The organism is Kineococcus mangrovi, assembly GCF_041320705.1.
GTDB classification, from domain to species: domain Bacteria; phylum Actinomycetota; class Actinomycetes; order Actinomycetales; family Kineococcaceae; genus Kineococcus; species Kineococcus mangrovi.
On sequence record NZ_JBGGTQ010000002.1, the window covers coordinates 421,261 to 445,090 of the forward strand.

Annotated in this window: 23 protein-coding genes; 6 read left to right on the forward strand and 17 right to left on the reverse strand. The window is 74.7% G+C overall.

What is annotated here, in order from left to right:
• Positions 1-45 precede the first annotated feature (45 nt).
• On the forward strand, positions 46-1,590 hold the full coding sequence (locus AB2L28_RS05095) for a PucR family transcriptional regulator ligand-binding domain-containing protein (protein ID WP_370717642.1): 1,545 nt from the start codon (positions 46-48) through the stop codon (positions 1,588-1,590).
• Here the strand turns inward: AB2L28_RS05095 and allB are convergent.
• The 7 genes from allB to uraD are packed head-to-tail and all read right to left on the reverse strand — an operon-like array spanning position 1,544 to position 8,720.
• The gene (gene allB / locus AB2L28_RS05100) at positions 1,544-2,914 is read right to left on the reverse strand and encodes an allantoinase AllB (protein ID WP_370717643.1); all 1,371 of its coding nucleotides are present in this window, start codon (positions 2,912-2,914) and stop codon (positions 1,544-1,546) included. The genes AB2L28_RS05095 and allB overlap by 47 nt on opposite strands.
• Positions 2,907-5,660: a molybdopterin-dependent oxidoreductase gene (locus AB2L28_RS05105; RefSeq protein ID WP_370717644.1), complete on the reverse strand. Its 2,754-nt coding sequence runs from the start codon at positions 5,658-5,660 to the stop codon at positions 2,907-2,909. The genes allB and AB2L28_RS05105 overlap by 8 nt, the downstream gene beginning before the upstream one ends.
• Positions 5,657-6,475 carry an FAD binding domain-containing protein gene (locus AB2L28_RS05110; protein ID WP_370717645.1) on the reverse strand — a complete coding sequence of 273 codons (819 nt, stop codon included), beginning with the start codon at positions 6,473-6,475 and terminating at the stop codon, positions 5,657-5,659. Before AB2L28_RS05110 ends, AB2L28_RS05105 begins: the two co-directional genes overlap by 4 nt.
• Before the next feature lie 11 nt (positions 6,476-6,486).
• Positions 6,487-6,978: a nucleoside deaminase gene (locus AB2L28_RS05115; RefSeq protein WP_370717858.1), complete on the reverse strand. Its 492-nt coding sequence runs from the start codon at positions 6,976-6,978 to the stop codon at positions 6,487-6,489.
• 5 nt (positions 6,979-6,983) lie between these two features.
• A complete protein-coding gene (pucL, locus tag AB2L28_RS05120) occupies positions 6,984-7,910 on the reverse strand; it encodes a factor-independent urate hydroxylase (protein ID WP_370717646.1) in 927 nt (308 codons plus the stop codon).
• A 4-nt stretch (positions 7,911-7,914) separates the two neighbouring features.
• Positions 7,915-8,235: a hydroxyisourate hydrolase gene (gene uraH / locus AB2L28_RS05125; RefSeq protein WP_370717647.1), complete on the reverse strand. Its 321-nt coding sequence runs from the start codon at positions 8,233-8,235 to the stop codon at positions 7,915-7,917.
• The gene (uraD, locus tag AB2L28_RS05130) at positions 8,232-8,720 is read right to left on the reverse strand and encodes a 2-oxo-4-hydroxy-4-carboxy-5-ureidoimidazoline decarboxylase (protein WP_370717648.1); all 489 of its coding nucleotides are present in this window, start codon (positions 8,718-8,720) and stop codon (positions 8,232-8,234) included. The genes uraH and uraD overlap by 4 nt, the downstream gene beginning before the upstream one ends.
• A 42-nt stretch (positions 8,721-8,762) precedes the next feature.
• Here uraD and AB2L28_RS05135 point away from each other — a divergent pair, with 42 nt between their 5' ends.
• Positions 8,763-9,332 carry a nucleotidyltransferase family protein gene (locus tag AB2L28_RS05135; RefSeq protein WP_370717649.1) on the forward strand — a complete coding sequence of 190 codons (570 nt, stop codon included), beginning with the start codon at positions 8,763-8,765 and terminating at the stop codon, positions 9,330-9,332.
• 8 nt (positions 9,333-9,340) lie between these two features.
• On the opposite strand, the gene AB2L28_RS05140 is transcribed toward AB2L28_RS05135, so the two are convergent.
• The 5 genes from AB2L28_RS05140 to AB2L28_RS05160 all read right to left on the reverse strand — a co-directional run bounded on the left by AB2L28_RS05140 (position 9,341) and on the right by AB2L28_RS05160 (position 14,300).
• Positions 9,341-10,489 (reverse strand): XdhC family protein, encoded by a 1,149-nt coding sequence (locus tag AB2L28_RS05140; RefSeq protein ID WP_370717650.1) that lies wholly within the window; start codon positions 10,487-10,489, stop codon positions 9,341-9,343.
• Positions 10,482-11,372 (reverse strand): ABC transporter permease, encoded by an 891-nt coding sequence (locus AB2L28_RS05145; protein ID WP_370717651.1) that lies wholly within the window; start codon positions 11,370-11,372, stop codon positions 10,482-10,484. The genes AB2L28_RS05140 and AB2L28_RS05145 overlap by 8 nt, the downstream gene beginning before the upstream one ends.
• Positions 11,372-12,226 carry an ABC transporter permease gene (locus AB2L28_RS05150; RefSeq protein WP_370717652.1) on the reverse strand — a complete coding sequence of 285 codons (855 nt, stop codon included), beginning with the start codon at positions 12,224-12,226 and terminating at the stop codon, positions 11,372-11,374. The genes AB2L28_RS05145 and AB2L28_RS05150 overlap by 1 nt, the downstream gene beginning before the upstream one ends.
• Entirely contained in the window at positions 12,226-13,056 is an 831-nt protein-coding gene (locus AB2L28_RS05155; RefSeq protein ID WP_370717859.1) for an ABC transporter ATP-binding protein, read from the reverse strand. The genes AB2L28_RS05150 and AB2L28_RS05155 overlap by 1 nt, the downstream gene beginning before the upstream one ends.
• A gap of 110 nt (positions 13,057-13,166) precedes the next feature.
• Complete coding sequence (locus AB2L28_RS05160) at positions 13,167-14,300, reverse strand: ABC transporter substrate-binding protein (protein WP_370717653.1); 1,134 nt, start codon at positions 14,298-14,300, stop codon at positions 13,167-13,169.
• 265 nt (positions 14,301-14,565) lie between these two features.
• Between AB2L28_RS05160 and AB2L28_RS05165 the strand changes: the two genes are divergently transcribed.
• A complete protein-coding gene (locus AB2L28_RS05165; protein ID WP_370717860.1) occupies positions 14,566-15,969 on the forward strand; it encodes an NtaA/DmoA family FMN-dependent monooxygenase in 1,404 nt (467 codons plus the stop codon).
• Here the strand turns inward: AB2L28_RS05165 and AB2L28_RS05170 are convergent.
• Positions 15,942-16,529, reverse strand: a complete 588-nt coding sequence (locus AB2L28_RS05170; RefSeq protein WP_370717654.1) for a TetR family transcriptional regulator — start codon at positions 16,527-16,529, stop codon at positions 15,942-15,944. The genes AB2L28_RS05165 and AB2L28_RS05170 overlap by 28 nt on opposite strands.
• 30 nt (positions 16,530-16,559) lie before the next feature.
• On the opposite strand from AB2L28_RS05170, the gene add reads away from it, so the two are divergent.
• A complete protein-coding gene (gene add / locus AB2L28_RS05175; RefSeq protein WP_370717655.1) occupies positions 16,560-17,534 on the forward strand; it encodes an adenosine deaminase in 975 nt (324 codons plus the stop codon).
• Here the strand turns inward: add and AB2L28_RS05180 are convergent.
• Genes AB2L28_RS05180 through AB2L28_RS05190 form a run of 3 tightly spaced genes read right to left on the reverse strand, consistent with a single transcriptional unit; the run spans position 17,494 to position 20,430 of the window.
• Positions 17,494-18,183: a GntR family transcriptional regulator gene (locus AB2L28_RS05180; RefSeq protein ID WP_370717656.1), complete on the reverse strand. Its 690-nt coding sequence runs from the start codon at positions 18,181-18,183 to the stop codon at positions 17,494-17,496. The genes add and AB2L28_RS05180 overlap by 41 nt on opposite strands.
• 22 nt (positions 18,184-18,205) lie before the next feature.
• Positions 18,206-18,925 (reverse strand): aspartate/glutamate racemase family protein, encoded by a 720-nt coding sequence (locus AB2L28_RS05185; protein WP_370717657.1) that lies wholly within the window; start codon positions 18,923-18,925, stop codon positions 18,206-18,208.
• Positions 18,922-20,430 (reverse strand): NCS1 family nucleobase:cation symporter-1, encoded by a 1,509-nt coding sequence (locus AB2L28_RS05190; protein ID WP_370717658.1) that lies wholly within the window; start codon positions 20,428-20,430, stop codon positions 18,922-18,924. The genes AB2L28_RS05185 and AB2L28_RS05190 overlap by 4 nt, the downstream gene beginning before the upstream one ends.
• 155 nt (positions 20,431-20,585) lie before the next feature.
• Here AB2L28_RS05190 and AB2L28_RS05195 point away from each other — a divergent pair, with 155 nt between their 5' ends.
• The gene (locus AB2L28_RS05195; RefSeq protein ID WP_370717659.1) at positions 20,586-21,230 is read left to right on the forward strand and encodes an MBL fold metallo-hydrolase; all 645 of its coding nucleotides are present in this window, start codon (positions 20,586-20,588) and stop codon (positions 21,228-21,230) included.
• Between the two features lie 452 nt (positions 21,231-21,682).
• On the opposite strand, the gene AB2L28_RS05200 is transcribed toward AB2L28_RS05195, so the two are convergent.
• Complete coding sequence (locus AB2L28_RS05200) at positions 21,683-22,558, reverse strand: LysR family transcriptional regulator (protein ID WP_370717660.1); 876 nt, start codon at positions 22,556-22,558, stop codon at positions 21,683-21,685.
• Between the two features lie 99 nt (positions 22,559-22,657).
• On the opposite strand from AB2L28_RS05200, the gene AB2L28_RS05205 reads away from it, so the two are divergent.
• A complete protein-coding gene (locus tag AB2L28_RS05205; RefSeq protein ID WP_370717661.1) occupies positions 22,658-23,371 on the forward strand; it encodes an SDR family NAD(P)-dependent oxidoreductase in 714 nt (237 codons plus the stop codon).
• Positions 23,372-23,830: the final 459 nt, after the last annotated feature.

Sequence of the window (23,830 nt, forward strand, 5' to 3'; positions counted from 1 at the left end):
CGGCGCCCGCCGCTCGGCTCCGACGGTCCGTCGTAGGCTCTCCGGGTGCTCACCGTGGCCGACGTCCTCGCCCTGCCCGTGCTCGCGGCCGGTGAGCCGCAGGTGCGCACCGGCCGGGACCGGCTCGACGTCCCGGTGCGCTGGGTCCACGTCACCGAGCAGGTCGACGTCGCCGGTCTGCTCGGTGGCGGGGAACTGCTCCTGACCACCGGGATGGGCTGGGCCGCCGGCGACTTCGACGTCGCGGCCTACGTCGCCTCCCTCGTCGAGGCCGGGGTCGTCGGTGTCGTCGTGGAGCTGACCGAGCACCTGGGCCAGGTGCCGCCGGAGCTGGTCCACGCGGCCCGCGCGGCGCAGCTGCCCCTCGTCGAGCTGCACCGCGTGGTCCGGTTCGTCGAGGTGACCGAGCAGGTGCACGGGCGGCTGCTGCACGACCAGTACGACCGGCTGCGGTTCGCCGACCGGGTGCACGCGACGTTCGCGTCCCTCGGCGTCGTCGGGACGCGGGTGGAGGAGGTGCTGGACCGCGCGGCCGGGCTGCTGGGCGGGCCCGTCGTGCTCGAGGACCTCGCGCACCGCGTCGTCGCGCACGTGGCGGGGCCGGTGGGGACGGCGGAGCTGCTGGTGGACTGGTCCCGGCGCTCCCGGCGCGACCCGGGGTCGCAGGGGTGGGTCGTCGTCCCGGCCGGTCCCCCCGGCGACCGCTGGGGCCGGCTCGTCGCCCCCGGCCCGCGCGCGGCGCCCGACCCGCTGCTCGTGCTCGACCGCGCCGCCGAGGCGCTCACCGTGGTGCGCCTCATCGCCGGTGGCCCGCCCGAGGGGGAGGACCTGGCCCGGCGGGCCCACGACGACCTGGTCCGCGACCTGCTGCGGGCGCGCCGGGACGACGAACCGGCGCTGCGGCAACGGTTGCGGGCCCTCGGCCTGAGCCCCCGGACGGGGTTCGCGGCAGCCGCCGTCGTCGGCGCGGACCGCCGCGAGGTCTCGGCGGCGCTCGCCCGGACGCGGTCGGCGGGGCTGACGGGGACGGTCGGGCGCGGTGAGGACCCCACCGGGAGCGTCGTCGGGGTCCTGCTCGTGGGCTCGGCCCGCGTGGTCACCGCCGCGCTGGACCGGCTCGCCGCGGCCCTGCCGGGCGCGGCGACGCTCGGGGCCGCCGAACCGGTCACCGAGCTGCACGCCACCCGCGAGGGGCTGGAGGAGGCCCGGCACGTGGCGCAGGTCGCCGCCGCGGCCCCGCGCCGCGCGCCCGGTCGCGTCCACCGGACCGCCGACCTCGGGGTGCGGGGGCTGGTGTGGCGGCTGCGCGGGGACGCCCGGCTGGCGGCCTTCGCCGAGGCCCAGCTCGCGCCGCTGTTCGAGACGCCCGAGGACCTGGGGCTGCTCGCGGACTACCTGCAGGTCAACGGGTCCATGACGCGGCTCGCCGGACGGCTGCACCTGTCGCGCCCCGCCGCGTACGGCCGGGTGGACCGGCTCACCCGACGGCTGGGCCGGGACCTGGAGGACCCCGAGGTGCGCCTCGGGTTGCACCTGGCGCTGCTCAGCGCGCCGGCACCGCCACCCCCGCGCGCGCACCGGGGCGGGTGAGCAGCTCCCCGGCCGGCACCTGCGGGTCGACCTCCGCACCGCGGCGCCACGTCGAGCGGACGACACCGCTGAGCGTCCGGCCCGCGTACGGGGAGACGGGGTTGCGGTGCTGCAGGGCGGCCGGGTCCACGACCCACGTCGCGTCCGGGGCGAAGACCGCGAGGTCGGCGACGCAGCCGGCGGCGAGCCGGCCGCGGTCGGCCAGTCCCACGAGGTCGGCCGTCGCCGTCGCCATCCACCCGACGACGGTGGCCAGCGGGACGCCGCGCGCCCGGGCCGCGGTCCAGACGACGGGCAACCCGAGCTGGACCGAGGCGATGCCGCCCCACGCCGCGCCGAAGTCCCCCTCGTCGAGCCGCTTCAGCTCCGCCGTGCACGGCGAGTGGTCCGACACGACGCAGTCGACGGTGCCGTCGAGCAGCCCGCGCCACAGGGCGTCCTGCTCGGCGCGGTCCCGGATCGGCGGGCAGCACTTGAACGTCGTGTCGCCGTCGGGCACCTCCTCGGCGGCCAGGGCGAGGTAGTGCGGGCACGTCTCGACGGTGATCCGGGTGCCGACGGCCTTCGCGGCGCGGACCTCGGCCAGCCCGGCCGCGGACGACAGGTGCACGACGTGCACCCGGGCCCCGGCGGTCGCCGCGGCCTCGGCGACCGCCCGGACCGCCGACGCCTCCGCCGACGGGGGCCGGGAGGCCACGAACTCCGCGAACGAGGGACCGCCCTCGTGGGGGGTCAGGCCGTCGCCGTCCTCGGCGTGGACGAGGAGCAGCCCGTCGATGCGCGCGAGCTCGGCGAGCGCGGCCCGCAGGCCCGCGGCGTCCAGCGGCGCGAACTCCGGGACCCCGGAGTCGAGCAGGAAGCACTTCACCCCGAACACCCCGGCGTCGTGCAGCGGGGCGAGCTGGTCGGCGTTGCCGGGGACGGCACCGCCCCAGAACCCCACGTCGACGACGCACTGCCCCTGCGCCGCGGCGCGCTTGACCGCCAGGGCGTCCGGGTCGACGGTGGCGGGGACGCTGTTGAGGGGCATGTCGACGATCGTCGTGACCCCGCCGGCCGCGGCGGCCCGCGTCGCGGACGCGAAACCCTCCCACTCCGTCCGGCCGGGTTCGTTGACGTGGACGTGCGGGTCCACGAGCCCGGGCAGCAGCACCTCGTCGGCCCCCAGGACGACCTCGCGGGCCGCGGGGGAACCCCAGTCGTGGTCCCGGTCCCGCACGGCGACGATCCGGCCGGCCGCGACCCCCAGCGAGGCCGCCCGTTCGGTCCCGTCCACCACGGCGCGGTCGGCCCGCACCACGAGCTCCACCACCTGATCAGTCACCCGTTCCACCTTCCTGGAGATCGCGCACGGCGCGCCACACCCGGTCCGCCGACATCGGCAGTTCGTGGAACCGTACGCCGACCGCGTCCCGCACCGCGTTCGCCAGCGCCGCGGCGACCGGGTTGTACGGCGCCTCGCTCATCGACTTCGCCCCGAGCGGCCCGACGACGTCGTAGGTGTCGGCGAACAGCACCTCGGTGTCGGGGACGTCGTCGGAGCGCGGCACGTAGTACTCGCGCAGCGAACCGGTCGGGCTGGACCCGTCGGCGTCGAGGCGCACCTCCTCGAACAGGGCCGACCCGATCGCCTGCGCGACCCCGCCCTCGACCTGCCCGCGCAGCTGGCCGGGGTTGAGCACGGTGCCCGCGTCGACGGCCTGCACCGAGCGCAGGACCCGCACCAGCCCGGTGCCGGGTTCGACGGCGACGCGGAACCCCTGGACGGTGAACGCGACCGAGCGGACGGCCGCGTCGTCCCCGGCCTCGGCGCTGGGGGCGGTCCCGCCGCGGCGCAGCGCCTCGGCGTGGACGTCGGCGAGGTCGACGTGCGCGTCCCCGGCGACGGCCCGGCCCGGGCGCAGGTCCACGTCCGCGACCGGGACGCCCAGGAGTTCGGCGGCGAGCGCGCGCACCTGCCCGGCCACGTCGAGGCACGCGAGGTGCAGGGCCTTGCCCGCGACCACGGACCCCGCCGACCCGAAGGCGCCCGTGTCGTGCCGGACGGCGTCGGTGTCGCTCTGGTGCAGGTGGGTGCGCTCGAGGCTCGACCCCAGGGCCGTCACCGCGAGCTGGTGGTGGACGGTGGTGGTGCCGTTGCCGAACTCCGCCGTCCCCACCCGCAGGTCCCAGTCGCCGTCGGCGCGCAGCGCGACGCCGGCGTCGGCGAAGTGCCCCCGCGGCGGGGTCGTGGCGATCATCGCGACCGCCACCCCCTCCCCCGTCCGCCAGTGCGGGCCGGGCGGGGGTTGCCCGGCGTCCCGGGCGAGCGCGTCCTGGACGAGGTCGAGGCACTGGTCCAGACCGTAGCTGCCGTAGCGCAACCCGTCGTCGCCCTCGGCCCCGTCCGCGGGCAGCGACGTCGCGACGAACGGGTCGCCCGGCACGACGACGTTCCGGCGGCGCACCTCGAACGGGTCCACCCCCAGTTCCCGGGCGAGGTCGTCGAGCGCGGACTCGAGCGCGAACACCACCTGACCGAGGCCGTACCCGCGGAACGCGCCGGAGGGCACGGTGTGCGTGTAGACGGCCCGGGCGTCGACGCGCTTGTTCTCGCAGCGGTACGTCGCCAGGGTCTCGTGGCAGGCGTGGAACATGACGCCCGGGGAGTGGTTGCCGTAGGCGCCCGCGTCGGACAGGACGTCCACGGCCAGCGCCGTGAGGGTCCCGTCGCGGCGCGCCCCCAGGCGCACCCCCACCCGGAAGGGGTGCCGGGTCGGCAGGTGCCGCAACGTGTCCTCGCGCGTGGTCTCGTGGACGACGGGCCGGCCCAGCCGCAGCACCGCGAGGCCGACGAGGTCCTCGACGAGCATCTCCTGCTTGCCCCCGAAACCCCCGCCGACGCGAGCCGCGAACACCCGCACGCGATCGCGGTCCAGCCCCAGGACGCGGGCGAGCTCGTCCCGGACGAGGAACGGCACCTGCGTGCTGCTGCGGACGACGAGCCGGCCGTCCTCGTCGGGCCAGCCGACCGCCGCGTGGGTCTCCAGCGCGACGTGCGAGACGCGCTGGGTGCGCCACGTCCCGGACACCGTGACGTCGGCCGCGGCCAGGGCGGTCTCGACGTCCCCGACGCCGCCGTGCAGTTCGGCGACGAGGTTGCGCTGCGGGTCGGCGATGCGCGACGCCGCCGCGTCCTTGTCACCGTGCACCAGCGGGGCGCCGGGTTCCTGCGCGCTCACCGGGTCCAGCACCGCGGGCAGTTCCTCGTACTCCACGACGAGGCGGCGCACCCCCTCCTCGGCCGTGGCGAGGTCGTCGGCGACGACGGCGGCCACGCGCTGCCCGTGGTACCGCAGCACCGGGTCCAGGACGAGGGTGTCGTCGGGGTCGTCGAGGCGGTTCTCGTGCCGGCCGGTGGAGAACAGCGTCGCGGGGACGTCCTCGTGGGTGAGGACAAGCCGCACGCCCGGGAGGGAACGCGCCGCCGTGGCGTCGACGCCGATCACCCGGGCGTGCGCGTGCGGGCTGCGCAGGAGGGCCAGGTGCAGGGCGCCGGGGGGCGGGTCGTCGAGGGTGAAGGGTTCGACGCCGGAGACGACGCGGCGGGCCGCCGGCGCCGCGACGGTGCGCCCGACCGACCCCGTCGCCTCCGCCGGGTCCTGCGTCGTGCCCGAGACCGCCTCGCGGATCGAGCGGTAGCCGGTGCACCGGCACAGGTTGCCCTTGAGGTGCTCGTCGAGGTCGGCGCGCTGGTCCGCGGTGAGCGCCGAGGCCGTCACGACCATCCCGGCCGTGCAGAACCCGCACTGGAACCCCGCGGCGTCGACGAACCGCTGCTGCACCTCGCTGAGCCGGCCGGGGGTCCCGAGCCCGGCGACGGTCGTGACCTCGCGCCCGGCCGCCCGCAGCGCCGGGTAGAGGCAGGAGTGCACGGGGGCGGCGTCGAGCAGGACGGTGCACGCGCCGCAGTCGCCGGAGTCGCAGCCCTTCTTGACCTCGACGTGGGTGCTCTCGCGCAGCAGGGTGCGCAGGCACTGCCCGGGCCGCGGGTCGACCTCGCGCGCGGTCCCGTTGACGGTGAGCTTCACGACAGTTCCTCCACCGCTTCGGCCGCGAACCGCAGCGTCGTCGCGCGCCGCCAGTCCGGCGCGCCGTGGACGTCGTCGAACCAGCGGCCGGCGACGACCTCCTCGACGTCGGCGGCCACCTGCGCCGGAGGGGGGACCTCGCGGTAGCGCAGCACGTGCGGCCGCGGGGTGGACGCCGTGACGGCGAGGACGAGACCCCCGTCGGGGTCCCGGCGGCCGACGACGAGCGTCGCCGAGCGGCCGAGCCGGGCCAGGGAGGCCCGGCGGAACGCGGTGGTCCCGCGCAGCGCCGCGGCCGGCAGGTGCAGCGAGCGCAGCACCTCACCCGGCGCGAGCGCGGTCGTGCGGTCGCCCGTCACGAACTCCTGCACCGGCAGCCGCCGCACCCCGCCGTCGGCGGCCCACAGCTCGGCGACCCCGTCCAGGGCCACGGCGAGGGAGGTCACGGCCCCGGCGGGCAGCGCGGCGCACACGTTCCCGCCGACCGTGGCGACCGAGCGCACCTTGAACGAGGCGAGCAGGGCGCGCACGCACTGCCGCACCAGGGGCTTCGCCACCCACTCGGGACGCCAGGGCACGGACTCCAGCTCCCCCACGGGGCACGTCGCGGCGAGCTCGATCCCGGCGTCGGAGACGGTGGACGGTTCCCAGCCCAGCGTCGTGAGGTCGACGAGGGTGCGCAGGTGCGGTTGCGGGACGGAGAACAACCACGTCCCGCCGGCGACGACGGCCGTCGCCGGGTTCCCGTCGTGGGCGCGCCGCAGGGCGGCGGCGTCGGTGACGGGCAGGAACTCCGTCACGGTGTTCAGGTCCACGGTGGCACCCCTCAGTAGTCGACCCGCCCGGTGCTCGCGAGCCAGGCGTCGAAGGGGGCGGGCGAGCCCGCGTTCCGCTGCTGCTGCACGGGCACGGACCACTCGGTGCGCGGGGTCTCGAACAACTCGTAGAACGCGCGGTCGTCGAAACCGCCGCGCGCGGCGTCGTCCCGGTCCGCGGCGTAGAGCACGCGGTCGACCCGCGCCCACAACGAGGACGCCAGGCACATGGGGCACGGTTCGCAGCTGGAGTACAGCGTCGCCCCCGCGAGGCTGAACGTCCCCAGGCCCGCGCAGGCCGCCCGGATCGCCTGCACCTCGGCGTGGGCGGTGGGGTCGTTCTGCGCCGTCACGCGGTTCACGCCGGTCGCGACGACGATCCCGTCGCGGACGACAACGGCACCGAACGGGCCGCCACCGGCGGCCACGTTCTCCACGGCCAGCCGGACGGCGAGGTCGAGGTGGTCCGCGTCGGTGCCGGCGCGCCGGTCCTGCACCGGCACGGCGTTCACCGTTCCCACGCCAGCGGTGCGGCCGGGGCGGTGTCGTCCGCGACGACGGCCTGGATGAGGCCGTAGGGCCGGTCGTCGGCGTGGAACACCTCGCCGGCGTTCTCGACGCCGAACCGCTGGAGGTCGTAGAGGAAGTGGTGCTTGTTCGGGGCGGCGAGGCGCACCTCGATGACGCCCGGGACGCTCTCGACGGCCGCTTTCCCCATGTGCCACAACGTCTGCTGCAGGGCCAGGGAGTGCACCGTCGCGAACTGCCCGACGAGGACGGCGCGCACCGCGTCGTAGGCCGCGTCGAAGTCGAAGCCGTCGGCCAGGCAGGTCGCGTCGTAGCGCCACTGCGCGACGAGCGAGGTGGCCATGACGCGGTCCTGCGTGGGTTCCAGCGTCGTGTACCCGTCGACGAGGAAGTCCTTGAACTCCGAGCCGGTGGACTTCAGCAGGGTCAGGTCCTTCAACCCGGCGACGACGTGGGTCTCGCGGTCGGGACCGTCGCCGGCGACGGTGACGGCCGCGGTCCGCACCTCGCCCCCGGCGCGCACCCAGGTGTGGTCGTGCTCGCGGCCGGAGACCGTGGCGCGTTCCCAGCGGTAGGAGTCCACGTCGATCCGCGCCCCGGTGACGGGTCCGGTCTCCTCGATGAAGTGCCGGGCCAGGTCGAGCGCGTAGGACTCGACGGCGACGATCCCCTTCGCCATCCCCTGCCCGGCCGGTCCCTCCTTGGCGAACGCGTAGATCGTGTTCTTCTGCGAGTCGGTCGGCAGGACCTTGCTCTGGTCGCCGGTGAGGTAGGCGTCGGCGAAGTCGCCGCGCAGCGTCGAGGTGACGTTGAGGTCGACGATCTCGTGCCGGGGGGTGTCGCGCTGGAACCGCACGACGCGGTTCTCCGCCTTCCCGTACTGGTGACCCGCCAGGACGACGGCCATGTTCTCAGCTCCCTCGGTAGGTGGAGTAGGCGAAGGGGGACAGCAGGAGGGGGACGTGCAGGTGCTCCCGTCCCGCGGTGACGGTGAACGCGACCACCACTTCGGGGTGGAACGTCTCGCGCCCGGCCGCGGCGAACCACTCCCCCGTGGCGAACCGGAGCCGGTACGTCCCGGGGGCGAGGTCCTCGGCGAGGCGGGCGCGGCCGTCGTCGTCCGTCCGGCCGGAGGCGGCCGGTGCCCCGTCGGCGTCCGTCACGTCGAGCCCGATCCCGGCGGCGGGGGTTCCCGTGACGGCGTCCAGGACGTGCGTGGACAGGCTGGTCACGGGGTCTGCTCCAGCAGGCGGCGCAGACGGAGGTCGGTGATGGCGGCCAGCTCCCGGCGCAGCACCCGCCGCTCGGCCGCCGGGTCGTTGTCCAGCCGCGTCTCGAGCAGGTCGAGGAGCTCGGTGGCGCTGCGGCCGGAGGCGAACACCAGGTACACGTGCCCGAACCGCTCCTCGTACCGGCGGTTCCCCTCGGCGAGGCGGCGCAGGACGTCCTCGTCGGCCGCCAGCGCCCCGGCCTGCTCGCGCCGGGAGGTGGCGCTGTCGCTGCGCTCCCCGATGCGGGGGTGCGCGGCGAGGGCGACCTCCACGTCCTCCTCGGGCGTCACCGCGAGTTCGCGGGCCGCGGTCTCCCGCAACGCCTCGACCGACCCGAACGGGCGCGCGGCGGTGAGCCGCGCGGCCCAGGCGGGTGCGTCGCAGCAGGTGCGCAGGAGTTCCTCGCACCGCGGGGCGTCGAGCGCCTCGAGTTCCGTGAGCTGCACTGTCGTCCCGTCGTCGTGGTTCCGGTGTGCTGTGCTGGGCCCGTGCTCGTGACGGGGGTGGTGCTGGCGGCCGGGGCGGGCCGGCGGATGGGGACGCCCAAGGGGTTGCTGCGCCGACCGGACGGGACGTCCTGGGCGGCAGCGGCTGCGGGCCTGCTGACGGGGGCGGGGTGCTCCCCGGTGCTCGTCACCGTGGGCGCGCAGGCCGACCGCGTCCGCGCCACGCTCCCGCCCGGGGTGCGGGCGGTCGAGGTCCCCGACTGGTCGCGCGGGCCGGGCGCCGGGGTGGCGCGGGCGCTGGCCGACCCGGCCGTCCGGGCCGCCGACGCCGTGCTCCTGCTGCTCGTCGACCTGCCGCACGTCGACCTCGCCGGGGTGCGGACGGTGCTCATGCACGCCCACGCGGGCGCGCTCGTGCGGGCGGTGGACCGCGGCCGGCCGGGACACCCGGTCCTGCTGGGGCGCGAGCACCTGGACACCGCGGCCGCGGCCTGCGCGGGCGGTTCCGGGTTGCGGGGGTTCCTGGCCGGCGCGGAGGTCCTGGAGGTGCCCGTCGGGGGTTCCGCCGACGACGTGGACGTACCGGGGGACCTGCCGCGGGACCTGCCCTGAACCCGCGCTCACGCGCAGACCTCCGCAGCCGCCGCGACCACCGCGTCGAACTGCTCGTGGTGGATGCGCCCGCGGGTGTCGCGCAACGGCCGCCCCGTCCCCCCGCCGCGGACGGCGACGACCTCCGCGGCGATGGACACGGCGGTCTCCTCCGGGGTGCGGGCCCCGAGGTCCAGGCCGACGGGTGAGCGGAGCCGCGCCAGGTCGGCCGCGGTGAGCCCCGCCTCCCGCAGCCGCTCCAGCCGGTCGGCGTGGGTGCGGCGCGAGCCCATCGCCCCCACGACCCCGGCCGGACCGGGCAGGGCGACCTGCAGCAGGGGGACGTCGAACTTCGGGTCGTGGGTCAGGACGGTGAGCACCGTCGAGGCGTCGACCGTGGTCCGCTGCAGGTAGCGGTGCGGCCAGTCGACGACGACCTCGTGGGCGTCCGGGAACCGGGCCGCGGTGGTGAACGCCGGCCGCGCGTCGCAGACGGTGACGTGGAACCCGAGGAACGCCGCGACGCGGCTCAGGGCCGCGGCGACGTCGACCGCGCCGAACACGATCCAGCGCGGCGCGGGGGCGAACACCTCCACGAGCACCTCGAGGTCGTCGGCGCGCCGGTCGCCGTCCGCACCGAGGCGGAGGACACCCGAGGACCCGGCGGCCAGCCGGCCGCGGACCGCGTCGACGACCGCGGCGTCCAGCCGTCCCGACCCCAGGGAGCCGTCGTGGCGCAGTTCCTCGACCACGACCCGGCGGGTGCTCCCGGGGGTCAGCGCGGTCGCGACGGCGACCGGGCGCTGCTCGTCCACCGCCGCGAGCACCGTCCGCAGGACGTCCTCGTCGGCGAGCGCGACGCGCACCTCGATCGTCCCGCCGCACGTCAGGCCGGGGGCGAAGGGGTCGTCCTGCGCCGTGCCGTACCGGGCCTGCCGGGGGCGGCCGTCGGCCAGCACCTCGCAGGCGAGCTCGTGGACGGCGGACTCCACGCACCCCCCGGAGACGCTGCCGAGCACCTCGCCCGGTGTGCCGTCCGGCGCCTGCACGAGCGCCAGGCACGCCCCCGCCGCCCGCGGGGCCGACCCGTCGGTGCGCACGACCGTCGCGACGGCCACCCGCCGCCCCCGCCGCAGCCGGTCGTGCACCGCGCGCAGGACGGCCAGACCCTCAGCCACGCCCGCGCGCCGATCCGGCCGCCGGGCCCCACGTCGCGAGCACGATCGTCTCGACGATGCTCACCAGCGTGTAGAGCAGGATCGACGTGAACGTGACGACGACCACGATCGACCAGACGAGGTTGTACTGCACCTGGCTGTTGGCGCGGAAGATCTCCGCACCCATCCCGGTGCCGGAGAACAGCCACTCGTAGAGCATCGCCCCGATGACGGCCCCGGGGACGGAGATGCGCAGGGCCGCGAAGAGGTTCGGCAGCGCGCTGGGGATCGCCACCTTGCGCAGCGCCGTCCACCGGGTGCCGCCGTTGACCCGGACGACGTCGATCGCCTGCGGGGAGGCCGAGCGCAACCCGGTGGCGGCGTTGACGAGCACGGGGAAGAACACGACGATCCCCCCGATCGCGGCCTGACCGCCCAGGCCCCGGCCGAAGAGGATCCCGATGAGCGGGGCCATCGCGACGAGCGGCACGGAACGCAGCAGCATCGCCAGCGGCATGAACACGAACTCCAGCGGCCGGACGACCGTGAAGACCGCGGCCACCGCGACGGCGGCGACGACCCCCGTGACGAAACCCGTCACGGAGTCGGTGAGGGTGATGAGCAGGGCGTCGAGGATCGCGGCCCGGTTCTCGGCGGCCTTCGGGACGCTCACGAGGTACTCGTAGACGTCCAGGGGTCGTTTGCCGACGAACGCGTCGACGTCGAACAGCCGCAGCAGGGCGTACCAGGCCAGGACGAGCACGACGGTCGAGACGAGCAGGGTCAGGACCGAGGCGCCGACGCGCCGTCCGACTGCGGCCGCCAGCGACGCCCGGCTGCGGTTCTCGTGCACCTCGGGGGCAGGGCGGGTGGAGGTCGAGGCGGTCGAGGTGGTGGTGGCCATCAGAGGTCTCCTCCCCGCGCACCGGTCGCCGACCACGGGGTCAGGACCCGCGCGACGAGGCCGATGAGCAGGTACCCGGCGCCGGCGACGGCGCCGCTGAGCAGGGCCAGGCCCCAGATCTGGGCGTACTGCAGGTTCGTCTGGGCGGCGACGATCATGATGCCGAGGCCGGAGTCGACGCCCCCGAAGTACTCCCCCAGCACGGCGCCGAGGAAGGACGCCGGAGCGGCGAGCTTGAGGGCCGCGAAGACGTTCGGCAGGGCGGCGGTGAGACGCACCTTGACCAGCGCCGTCCACTTCGTGCCGCCGTAGGCGCGCACGACGTCCAGAGCCGACGGGTCCGCGGCCCGCAGACCGAGCAGGCACCCGACGACGGAGGTGAACACGACGCTCATGGCCGCGAGGAACACTGACGTGATGCGCGAACCGGGCGGGGACACGATGAGGACGATGGGCCCGATCGCCGTGAGCGGGATGCAGTAGGAGATGACGGCGACCTGGTTCGCGGCCCCCTCCAGCGGCGGGACGAGCAGGACGACGACGGCGATGCCGATCGCCACGAGGTTGCCCCACACCCAGCCCTGCGCGGCCGAGGCGGTGGTGATCGAGATGTTGTCCCAGTAGGTGGCGAACCCGTTCTCGTGCAGCTGCTGCACCACCGCCCACGGAGTGGGGACGATGCCGCCGCTGGAGAAGAAGAGGCCGACGACGCTCCACACCGCCAGGACGACCACCGCCCCGATGACGCCCCCGGCCCACGGGGGCAGGTCGCCCAGGGACCGCGCGCGGGCACGGGCGGGTGCGGCGGCGCCGGCCTGCCCGGCGGTCCGTTCGGGAGCGGACGTGCCGGCCATCAGTCCTCCTCCCCGGGACCCTGCGCCCCCACCCGCCCGCCGCCGAAGAGGATCTCCGAGAGCCGGTCGTGGTAGGCGTGGAACTCCGGCGTGCGCATCATCTCCGGCGTCCGGGGCCGGGGCAGGTCGATCTCGACGACCTCGACGACCCGGCCCGGACGCGGGCTCATGACGGCGACGACGTCGGACAGGAAGATCGCCTCACCGATGCCGTGGGTCACCATGAGCGTCGTGGCGGGCTTCTCCGTCCAGATGCGCAGCAGTTCGACGTTCAGCCGCTGGCGGGTCATGTCGTCCAGGGCCCCGAACGGTTCGTCGAGCAGCATGACGCTCGGCTGGACGACCAGGCACCGCGCGATGGACACGCGCTGGCGCATCCCGCCGGACAGCTGCGCCGGTTTGGCCTTCTCGAAACCCCTCAGACCCACGAGGCCGATGAGGTCGTCGACCAGGCCCGGTTCCGGTCGCACCCCGGCGACCTCCAGGGGTAGCCGGATGTTCTGCGCGACCGTCCGCCACGGCAGCAGCGCGGAGTCCTGGAAGGCGACCCCCAGCTCGTGCCCGCGCTGCAGCTCACGGGTGGTCTGGCCGTTGACGAGGGCCTGACCACCCGTGGGCGCCTCCAGCCCGGCGAGGATCCGCAGGATCGTCGACTTGCCGCACCCGGACGGGCCCAGCAGGGACAGGAACGCGTCCTTGCGGGTGCCCAGGTCCGTCTTCTCCAGGGCGAGCACGCTCTTGCGGCCCAGGTCGAACCGCTTGGTCAACCCCTGCAGGTTGAAGCCGGTGGCCGCCTCCGGGTGGCGCCCGGGATCGGTGGTCGCGGCCAGCGGGCCGGCGACCCGGGACGTGGACACCGACGGCAGCGGCGGGGCGGCCAGGTCGGTCGGGGGTTCCTGGGACACGGGTCAGCCTTCCGGGATCGGGACGAGGTGGAGGTTCAGCCGGTGATCAGGTCCGGGTTCTCCTCGTAGACCTCCTGCAGGAGCGACAGGTCGAACAGGTCGTCGGCCTCGATGGTGGTCCCCATCTGCGAGAGGGCCTCGACGTTCTGCTCGACCAGCTCGTCGGTCATGGTGAACAGGCCGTTGGCCCTCGTGTCGTCGGAGACGATGAGCGTGTTCTGCGCCTCCGCCTCCTTGGTCTGCTCCTCCAGGTCGAGGTTCTGGTCCTTGCCGTAGGTGTTCACGGCGAGCTCGGCCGATTCCTGCGGGCTGGCGACGGCGTCGGTCCAGCCGCGGATCTCGGCCACCAGGAAGGCCTTGAGGTAGTCGCGCTGGTCGTCGATGGTCGACTGCAGGACGGTGAAGGTCTCGGCCACGACGGGCAGGCCGTTGTCGGCGAACCCGAGGGTGACGGGGACGATGGGCTGCCCGTCGATCTGCCGGGCGGCCAGCAGGATCGGCTCGTTGGTGAGGTAGGCCATGAAGGCGTCGACCTCGCGCGAGACGACGACGGACGGGTCGTACTGCACGGGGACGATCTCGAAGGAGGACTTGTCGATCCCGTTGGCCTGGCAGAACCCGTCGAAGATCGTCTCGTTCCCGCCGGTCTGGATCCCGATCTTCTTGCCGGCCAGGTCGGCGGTGGTGCGGACGGGCTTGCCCTGCTCCATCGAGACGAGGCAGAACGGGTTCTTCTGGAAAGTCGTCCCGATGATCTTCAGCGGTGCCTGCTCGTTGACGATCGCGGGGCCGGTCAGGGTCGGGGACGACAGCCCGACGTGGGCCTTGCGCGAGAGGACCATGGCCTCGGCGGCCGTCCCGGCGCTGCCGCCGGCGAGGAGGTTGACGTTCGAGAACCCGGCGTCGGTGTAGTAGCCCTTGCTGTCGGCGAAGTACTCGCCCGCGAACTCGATGTTCTTGATCCACGACAGCTGGATCGTCAGCTCGCCGAGGCCGTCGGAACCACCGGAGGCCGAACCGGTCGAGGACCCGGTGTCGCCGTCACCGCAGGCCGCGAGCGAACCGAGGCCGGCCGCGCCCAGGAGGCCGAGACCGGTGCCCCGCAGGAACGCGCGGCGCTGCAGGGCGGCGGCCAGACCGGCGGGACGCGGGCGAGGAGGGAGGTTCATGCGCGGCTCCGGGGAGTGAGAGCCCGACGTCACGTGCTGCGGACGGACGGGCGACGGGTGCGGGGGCCGCCGTCGGAGGCGGCCTGCCCAGGTACTGAAGCACCCGTGCGCGGCGCTCTCGTCACATCCGTGTGAACCCCGTGTTACGAGACCGGCCGCGTGTGACGTTCGTGTGACGTGGCCGGCGGGAGGTCACGGAACCGCGCGCGGCCGTGGTCTCATGTGAACCACTCGGTTCAACGGAGGGAGTTCCACCGTGCGCACGATGCACCTGGGGGTCTTCGAGGTGGCCGCGCCGCAGGTCGGCGGGACCCTCTCGTGGTCGCACCCCTACAGCGGTTCCGAACGGCACCGTGAGCAGCAGCACTGGATCGACGTGGCCCGGCTGCTGGAGGCGGCGGGCTTCGACTTCCTGTTCTTCGCCGACGGTTACGGCTACCCGACCATCGGTGGCGACCTGCCCGAGGTGGCCGCCCGGGGCGGGCTGAACTTCTCCGGCCTGGACCCGATGTTCCTCATCCCCACCCTCGCCCACCACACCTCCCGGCTGGGGTTCGTCGTGACGAGTTCCACCGGGGTGGACCACCCCGTCGCCACGGCCCGCCGCTTCGCGACGCTCGACCACCTCACCGGTGGGCGCGTCGGCTGGAACGTCGTCACCGGCGCCTCGCAGGACACCGTCGCCGCGTTGTTCGGCCACGAGCGGATGACGGCCCACGACACCCGCTACGAGATCGCCCGCGAGTACGTCGACCTCTGCCTGCAGCTGTGGGAGGGCTGCTGGGAGGACGGCGCCCTCGTGGAGGACAAGGAGTCCGGCGTCTTCGCCGACCGCGACCGGCTGCACCGGGTCGAGCACGTGGGCAGGCACTTCCGCTCGTCGGGGTTCTTCACGGTGCCGCCGTCCCCGCAGCGCACGCCGGTGCTGTTCCAGGCCGGGACCTCCACGGCCGGGCGGGAGTTCGCCGCCGGGCAGGCCGAGTGCGTTTTCCTGCAGGGCACGACCCTGCCGCACGCCGCGGCCAACGTCGCCGACATCCGCGCCCGCGCCGCCGCGCACGGCCGGGACCCGGAGTCCGTGAAGGTCCTCGTGGGGGCGACCGTGACGGTGGGCGCGACGCACGAGGAGGCGCTGGCCCGTCGCGCCGAGTTCGAGGCGATGCAGACCGACGAGGTCGCCGCCGTCATCTACGCCGGGAACACCGGGATCGACCTCACGGCCCTGGACCCCGACCGGCCCCTCTCGCAGGTGCTGGAGGGCGGCGGGGACGGCAGGGTCGGGCAGATGGGTCAGAGCAACATCGACCGGTTCCGCCGGGCGGACGGCAGCTGGCCGCTGGTGCGGGAGGTGCTGGCGGAGCTGCGGGGCCGCGGGACCCGGGGTTTCACGATCGTGGGGGACCCGGTGGAGGTGGCCGACCAGCTCGAGGAGGTCATGGACGTCACCGGCGTCGACGGGTTCCTCCTGGAGGCGATCTTCTCCCCCGGAGACCACGCCCTGTTCTGCGACCTCGTCGTGCCCGAGCTGCGGCGGCGTGGGCGGTTGCCGGCCGAACCCGACCGCGCCCGGGGCACCGGGTCGCTGCGCGAACGCCTCGGCGCCGCCTCGCCGCGCCTGGCCGCCGACCACCCGGGCAGCGCTCACGTCCGGGTGCCCACCTCCGCGTGATCGAGGGCGCGGGCGCAGAACGCGTCCAGCGCCTGGCGTTGCACCCGTTCCACGGTGCGCAGGTCCTGGGTGAGGATGAGGGTCATCTGCAGCCCGCGCCACAGAGCCACCAGTTCCGTGGCCAGCCCCTCGGCGGCCGCGTGCGGCAGGCCCTCCCGGCGCAACCGCGCGGCCGCCGGCCGGTGCCACTCGGCGATGTCCCCCATCAGCTCGGAGTACCCGGGCTGGCGCGTGACCTGCCCGAACACCTCGAAGAACAACCGCAGGAACGGCAGGTTGCGCGGGGCGGCGATCTCGTCCCAGACGGCCTGCAGGTCCGTCCGCAGCGCCCCGGTGCCGTGCTCCAGGCCGGACCACGCGTTCTCGAACCCCGGGAAGTGGTCGCGGGCGACGGCCTGCAGGGCCTCCCCCACGAGCTGCTCGCGGCTGCCGAAGTAGTACAACAGCATCCGGTTGTTCGACCCGGCCGCGCGGGCCAGCCCGCGCAGGGTCGAGGACGTCACCCCGTGGGCGAGCAGGTGCGCGGCCACCAGGTGCAGCAACCGTTCCCGTTCGCTCACCACCCCAGACTAGCCACAGGAGAGAACGCCGTGCGCGACCTCGCGACCCTGCCCAAGGCCCACCTGCACCTGCACCTCGAAGGGGCGATGCGACCGGGGACGCTGGCGGAGTTCGCCCGCGAGGCCGGCGAGCCCGCACCCCCCGTCCGCGGCTACACGACGTTCCCCGAGTTCGTGCAGGCGTACGACGGAGCCGTCGCCTTCGTGCGCACCCGCGACCAGCTCGCCCGCGTGATCCGCGAGGTGGTCCAGGACGCCGCGGCGTCGGGTGCGGTGTGGATCGAGGCCCAAGCCAACCCGATGTTCTACGTCCCGCAGTTCGGCACCCCCGAGGAGGTGACGGAGTTCATGGTCCGCACCGGCCGCGAGGAGGCCGACCGGCTGGGCATCGGGTTCGGGCTCATGCTCGTCGCGATCCGGAACCTGCCGCCGGCCGACGCCGAATCGCTGGCGCAGCTCGCGGCGGGTTTCGCCGGCCGCGGGGTCGTCTCCTTCGGGCTCGCCGCCGACGAGGCGCTGTTCGGCCCCGCGCCCTTCGCGCGCGCCTTCGCCCTCGCCCGGGAGGCCGGACTCGTGGCCGCCCCGCACGCCGGGGAGCTGCGCGGCCCCGACAGCGTCCGCGAGGCGCTGGACCTGCTGGGGGCGCGGCGGATCCAGCACGGCGTCCGCGCCGTGGAGGACCGCGAGCTCGTGCGGCGGCTGGCGGACGAGGGCACCGTCCTGGACGTCTGCCCGTCCTCGAACGTCGCGCTGTGGGTCGTCCCCGAGATGGGGGCGCACCCGTTGCCGGCGTTGCTGGAGGCGGGGGTCCGGTGCTCCCTCAACGGGGACGACCCGCTGTTGTTCGGGCCCGGCCTGCTCGAGGAGTACGAGACCGCCCGGACGGCGCTGGGCCTGAGCGACGAGCAGCTCGCCGCCGTCGCGCGCGCCTCGCTGGCAGGGGCCGCCGCGCCCGCGGAGTTCGTCAGCGCGCAGCTGGCCGCGGTCGACGCCTGGCTGTCCTGAAACCCGCGCCCACGTCCGGGGCCGCCGGTTCGGCCCGCCCCCGCACCCTGGCCGCGAGGTGCCCGTGGTGCTCGCGAGCGGCGGCGAGGAGGCCGTCGGCGTCCCGCGCCGCGAAGGCGGCGAGCATCCGCTCGTGGTCGTCGTGCAACCGGTCCGCCTCGTCCGCGTCGAGGTCCTCCATGGGCCGGTAGGGCTCGGTGAGGTCCCAGACGCGCGCGAACACCCCGAGCAGGCGCGGCATGGCCGAGGGGCGGGTGAGCGCGTCGTGGAAGGCGCGACTCTGCCGGTGGTACCCGCGGTCGTCGCCGGCCGCGGCCGCCGCGCCCAGGGCGTCGTGCGCGGCCCGCGCCGCGGCCACGTCGTCCGGCCCCCCGGCGCTCACCGCGACCCGCAGGGCGGCCAGCTCGAGGCTGCCGCGCACCTCGACGAGCTCGGCGAGCTCGCCCGGTGCCAGGCGCGCCACGGTGTAGCCGCGGCGGGGCAGGTGGTCGACGAGCCCCTCGCCCACGAGCGTCATGAGCGCCTCCCGGACGGGGATGCGGCTGACGTCGTGGGCCGCGGCGAGGACGTCCAGCTCCAGGACGGCACCGGGGGCCACGAGTCCGGAGACGATGTCCCGTCGGATGGCGTCCAACACCGGTCGTGTCACCCCGTGATGGTGCCAGGGCCCGTCAACCGAAGGGCCAGCCCCGCAGCTCCTTGGGCCGCGGGGCGGCGTAGCTGCGGGCCTTCGAGGTCGACAGGCCGAGCGCCACGAGGGACTCGGCCAGCCGGGCGGCCGCCGCGACCCCGTCGACCACGGGCACCTCGAGCTCGGCGCTCAGGGCCGCGTGCAGCCCGGACATCCCCGCGCACCCCAGGACGACGACCTCGGCCCCCTCCTCGACGAGGCGCGCGGCCTCCTCGGTGAAGGCCTTGGCCGTCAGTCCCGGATCGGTCTCGAGCTCGAGCACGGGCAGGTCCACGCTGCGCACACCGCTGCACCGCCCGGCCAGTCCGGCGAGCAGCAGCCGGTCGTGGATGGCCGGTACCGCCCGGTCCAGGCTCGTGACGACGCCGAACGTGCGCCCCAGGAGGCAGGCCGTGTGCGCGGCGGCCTCGGTGATGTCGACGACGGGGACGGTCAGGACGTCCTGCAGCGCGTCGCGACCCACCTCCCCGAACCCCGCGTGCACGACCGCGTCGAACGGCCCGTCGTACGTCTGGACGGCGTCCAGCACCCCGACCGCCGACAGGTGGCTCTCGTAGTTCGACTCCACCGACGCCGGCCCGAACCGGGGCGTCAGCGGGACCACCGTCGTCCCCGGCGACACCGCGGCGCGCGCCGCGGCCGCGATGACGTCGGTGACGGACCGGGTGGTGTTGACGTTGACGACGAGCAGGGTCGTCATCGGACCCGGGAGGCCGTCGGAGCCTGCGTGGGGATGGAGTTCTTCAGGGCGATGTACAACCCGAACGCCAGTCCGGCCCCGATGAACCAGCTGAAGCTCGCGGCGGTGGCGTTGGTGAAGAACACCACGCAGATCGCGACGAGCGCCGCGACCGCCGTCACCCCGACCGCGACCGGGTTCCAGCCCTTGACGTAGTGGTAGGCCCCGGACGGGTCCATCGTGAACAGGTCGTCCACCCGGACCTGCTGCTTCTTCACGATGTAGTGGTCGGCGATGAGCACGCCGTAGAGGGGGCCGATGAAGGCGCCCAGGGTGTCGAGCGTGTAGTGGATCGTCTCCGGGGAGTTGTAGAGGTTCCACGGCGTGATGAGCACCGACCCGACGGCCGCGATCATCCCGCCGGTGCGCCAGCTGATCCGCTGCGGCGCGACGTGCGAGAAGTCGAAGGCGGGGGAGACGAAGTTCGCGACGATGTTGATGCCGATGGTGGCCACCGTGAAGGTGAGGCAGCCCAGGACGGCGACGGTGATGCTGTCGAGGCGGTAGACCGTCTCCACCGGGTCGGTGATGAGTTCGCCGTAGACCGGGACGGTGGCCGAGGCCGTGACGACGCACAGGACCGCGAAGACGAGGAAGTTCACCGGCAGGCCGAGGAAGTTCCCCTTGCGGACCGCGGCCATCGAGCGGCCGTAGCGGGCGAAGTCGCCGTAGTTCAGCATCGGCCCGGAGAAGTACGACACGACGAGCGCGACGGCCGAGACCATCACGCCGAGGGCGCCCAGCCCCGTGTGGTCGACCGACCCCAGGTTCAGCGAGACGCTGGAGAACCCGCCGGCCTCGTTGACCAGGTAGGCGGCGAGGGCGAACATCACGACGTAGACGGCGGGACCGCAGAAGTCGATGAACTTGCGGATGGCGTCCATCCCGCGCCAGAACACCAGGGCCTGCAGGACCCACATCGTCCCGAAGGCGGCCCAGCCCAGCGCGGACAGGCCGAGGAACCCGTGCTCGGTCACCTGGGCGTACGTCGCCCAGCCGGGTTCGATCTTCAGGGCGAGCAGGACGAGCGCGTTCGAGGCGAGGAACGTCTGGATGCCGTACCAGGCGACGGCGATGAGCCCGCGGATGACAGCGGGGACGTTGGCCCCCACGACCCCGAAGGCCACCCGGGACACGACCGGGTAGGGGACCCCCGTCTCCTGGCTGGGCCGGGCGACGAGGTTGCACAGGACGAAGACGATGACGATGCCGACCAGGAGCGCGACCAGCACCTGCCAGGCGGCCAGGCCCAGGGCGAACAGGCTGCCCGCGGTGACGTAGCCGCCGAGGCTGTGCACGTCGGACATCCAGAACGCGAAGAAGTTGTAGGGCTTCCAGTTCTGGTTCTTCAGCGGCGCGAGGTCGGAGTTCGTCAGACGGGTGTGGTACCCGTCCTTGATGAGCCCCTCCCCCGCGGCGTGCGAGACGGCGCTGAGGTCCGTCCCGGTGCGGGCGACTTCGGTCATGGCGGCTCCTGCTCCTCGTGCCTGCCGGGGACACCGGCGAGGGCCGGTGCGCCGACCACGCTAGGCACCTCAGGTTTCACGGTTGTTTCCCCGGCGATATATCTGACGTGGCCCCGGGTGTCGCGCCCGACCCGGCGCGAGTAGGTTCGGCGACCATGCGGATCACGCACTACGGCCACTCGTGCCTGCTCGTGGAGACCGGCGCCGCCCGGGTGCTGCTCGACCCGGGCACGTTCAGCCACGGCTTCGAGGAGCTCGAGGGTCTCGACGCCGTCGTCGTCACCCACTCCCACCCCGACCACGTCGACGTCGAACGGCTGCCGGCGCTGCTGGAGGCCAACGACGGGGCCGTGCTGCGCGCCGAACCGGCCACCGCCACCTCCCTCACGGAGTCCGGCATCGAGGTGGCCCCCCTGCACGCGGGCGAGTCGGTCGAGGTGGCGGGAGTGCGCATCACCGGTGCCGGCGGACGGCACGCCGTCATCCACGCCGACGTCCCGCGCATCGGCAACGTCGGCGTCCTCCTCGCGACCGAGGGCGAGCCGACGCTGTTCCACCCGGGCGACTCCTACGAGGCCGTGCCCGCGGGCGTCGACGTCCTGGCCGTGCCGCTCAGCGCACCGTGGGCGGCTCTGAAGGAGACGGTCGACTTCGTCCGCGCCGTCGGGGCCTCGGCGGGTCTCGTCATCCACGACGGGCTGCTGGCCGCCCCCGGCCGGGCGGTCTACGGCAACCAGGTGCGGGCCCTCGGCGGGCTCGACGTGCGCGAGAGCGAGGGGACGACCCCGCTGGAGTTCTAGTGCTGCAGCACGTCGGGCAGCACGTGGCGCAGCCGTGGCCACCCGCCGGTCGCGGTCCGGTCCCGCAGCCACCGCCGTCGGGTGACCCCCGGACAGCCGGAGCGTTCGGCCGGCACCCGGCCCCGGGTGCGGCCGGTGACCACGACGCGGTCGATGCCGACTCCTGGACGCTCCCGGACCCGCAGCGGGACGAGCCGCGAGGCACGGATCCAGCACGGTCACCCGGGCGCCACGTGACCAGGTCGTCGGCCACGACGGGGCCCTCCGTCAGGGCACCACGAACGCGCTCCCAGACCTTCACAGCGTGTTCCACGGCACTTCTCGCCGATGAGGCGGACCCGCCACCTGCTTCCTGCCACGACCTGCGCCCTCGCCGCCCTGGGCACCAGACCCCCTCCGCAGCGACGGACACGATCGCGACCGGTGGTTCGCCGACCCGCGAGAGATCGGGGCTAGGCGTCGACGCCCGACACGGTGACGGCCGTGTCCACCAGCCGGCGGACGCCCGCAGCCGTCCCGTGACCGGGCCAGGCGAGGACGACCGTGAGCGGAGCGGCGTCCATCACGGTGACGACGCCGACACCGCGGCCGACACCGTCGACGAGCGTCGGGGCGGACCGCGCGCAGGACCGCGGGACGATGGCGGCCGTCCGCCCCAGGGCGACGAGCTGCGCCAGTTGGACCTGGTCCCGCACGAGGGGTCCCGGCCCGTGCGGGACGGTGCCGTCCGGGCTCCGCCAGCGGGGCGGGGGCAGGTCCGGCAGGGCGGCGACCTCCGCCAGGGTCACCGCCTCCCGCGCGGTGAGCGGGTGCCGGGCCGGCAGCAAGGCCACGAGATCCTCGGAACCGACGACGACGTGGTCCAGGCCGGCCGCCCCGTCGAGCGGCAGGTGCAGCAGGGCGACGTCGGCCCGCCCGTCCCGCAACGCCGGTTCGGAATCGCCGAACTCCGTCAGCAGCAGGTCGACCGGGGACGCCCCCGCCGTGGCCGCGTGCGCGTCGAGCAGCCTGCCGAGCAGCTCCGTCGCCACCCCGGCCTTGACCGCCAGGACGACCGCACCCGGGCGTTCGACGGCACGGCGGGTGCGGCGTTCCGCGGCGTCGACCGCGTCGAGGGCCGCGCGCGACTCGCGCAGGAACACCTCCCCGGGCGTCGTGAGCTCGACCCCCCGCGGGGTCCGCACCAGCAGGTCGGCCCCGAGGCGGCGTTCCATGAGCTGCAGCGCGCGGGACAACGGCGGTTGGGCGATCCCGAGGCGCTGCGCCGCACGACCGATGTTGCCCTCCTCGGCCACGGCGACGAAGTAACGCATCTCCCGTTCCTCCACGTCGCGCAGCGTACGTCCGCACCGTCCATACCCGGCGGGTGCGCCCGGGCACCCGATCGGTGTTGGACGCCCGGACCGCGGCCCGGTGACGATCACCGCATGACACGTGGGACGGCGCTCGTGACGGGCGCGAACAAGGGCATCGGTCGCGAGACGGCTGCGGCGCTCGGCCGGGCAGGTTTCCGGGTGGGGGTGGGTTCGCGCGACCCCGGCCTCGGCGCCGAGGCCGTCGACCAGCTGCGGGGCGAGGGGATCGACGCGTTCCTCGTCCCGCTCGACGTGTCGGACGACGCGAGCGTCACTGCTGCAGCGGCGGGCTGGACGGGTGGGCTGGACGTCCTGGTGAACAACGCCGGGACCTCCGCGGGAGCGTTGGAACGGCCGAGCGCGACGTCCGTGGAACGGGTGCGGACGGTCTTCGAGACCAACGTCATCGGCGTGCTGCGGGCGACGAACGCGTTCCTCCCCCTGCTGCTGCGGTCCGCGGCCCCCCGCGTCGTCAACGTCACCTCGAGCATGGGTTCACTGACCCTGCAGCACGACGAGCTGCCGGGCTCGGGGCCGGTGGACGGGGCCTACGGGCCCTCGAAGACCGCCCTCAACGCCCTGACGCTGCAGTACGCCCGCGAGCTGGCCAGGACCCCGGTCCTCGTCAACGCGGTGTGCCCCGGGTACACGGCCACCGAGTTCACCGGGTTCTCCGGGGCCCGCACCCCCGCACAGGCCGCGGCGGTGGTCGTGCGCCTGGCGACCGTCGGCCACGACGGCCCCCGCGGCGGGTTCTTCGACGAGTCCGGCGCCCTGCCCTGGTGAGGGTCGGGCGCCGAGCGCGGTGAGCAGTTCCCGGGGGTCGAGGACGACGCCGACGCGGGCGGTGCCGGCCGGGCCGACGTGCATCCGGTCCACGACCGGGAACGGCTCGATGCCCGGCAGCCGGGTCCGCACCGAGAACCAGGTGACGGCCTCGTCCCCGCTGTTCGAGGTCCGGGTGGTCGAGGCGGACGCGCAGACCCTGCTGACCCGGCTGCGGTGCGGCGGGCCCGGGCGGAGGTGGAGGCGAACCCGCCCCTCCTGCTCGCGGCGCTGGCCCGCGAGGGGCACGGGGTGGCGGTGGTCCCGCCCTCCGCCACGGCGCTCGTCGAGGGCGTGCGCGCGCTGCGGATCGTCCGCCCCACCCCGGCCGGCCGGGTCGGCGTGGTGCGGCGCCGGTCCGACCCCTCCCCCGCCCTGCGGGCGTTCACCGCGCCGGTCCGCGGTACCCACCCCTGGTCG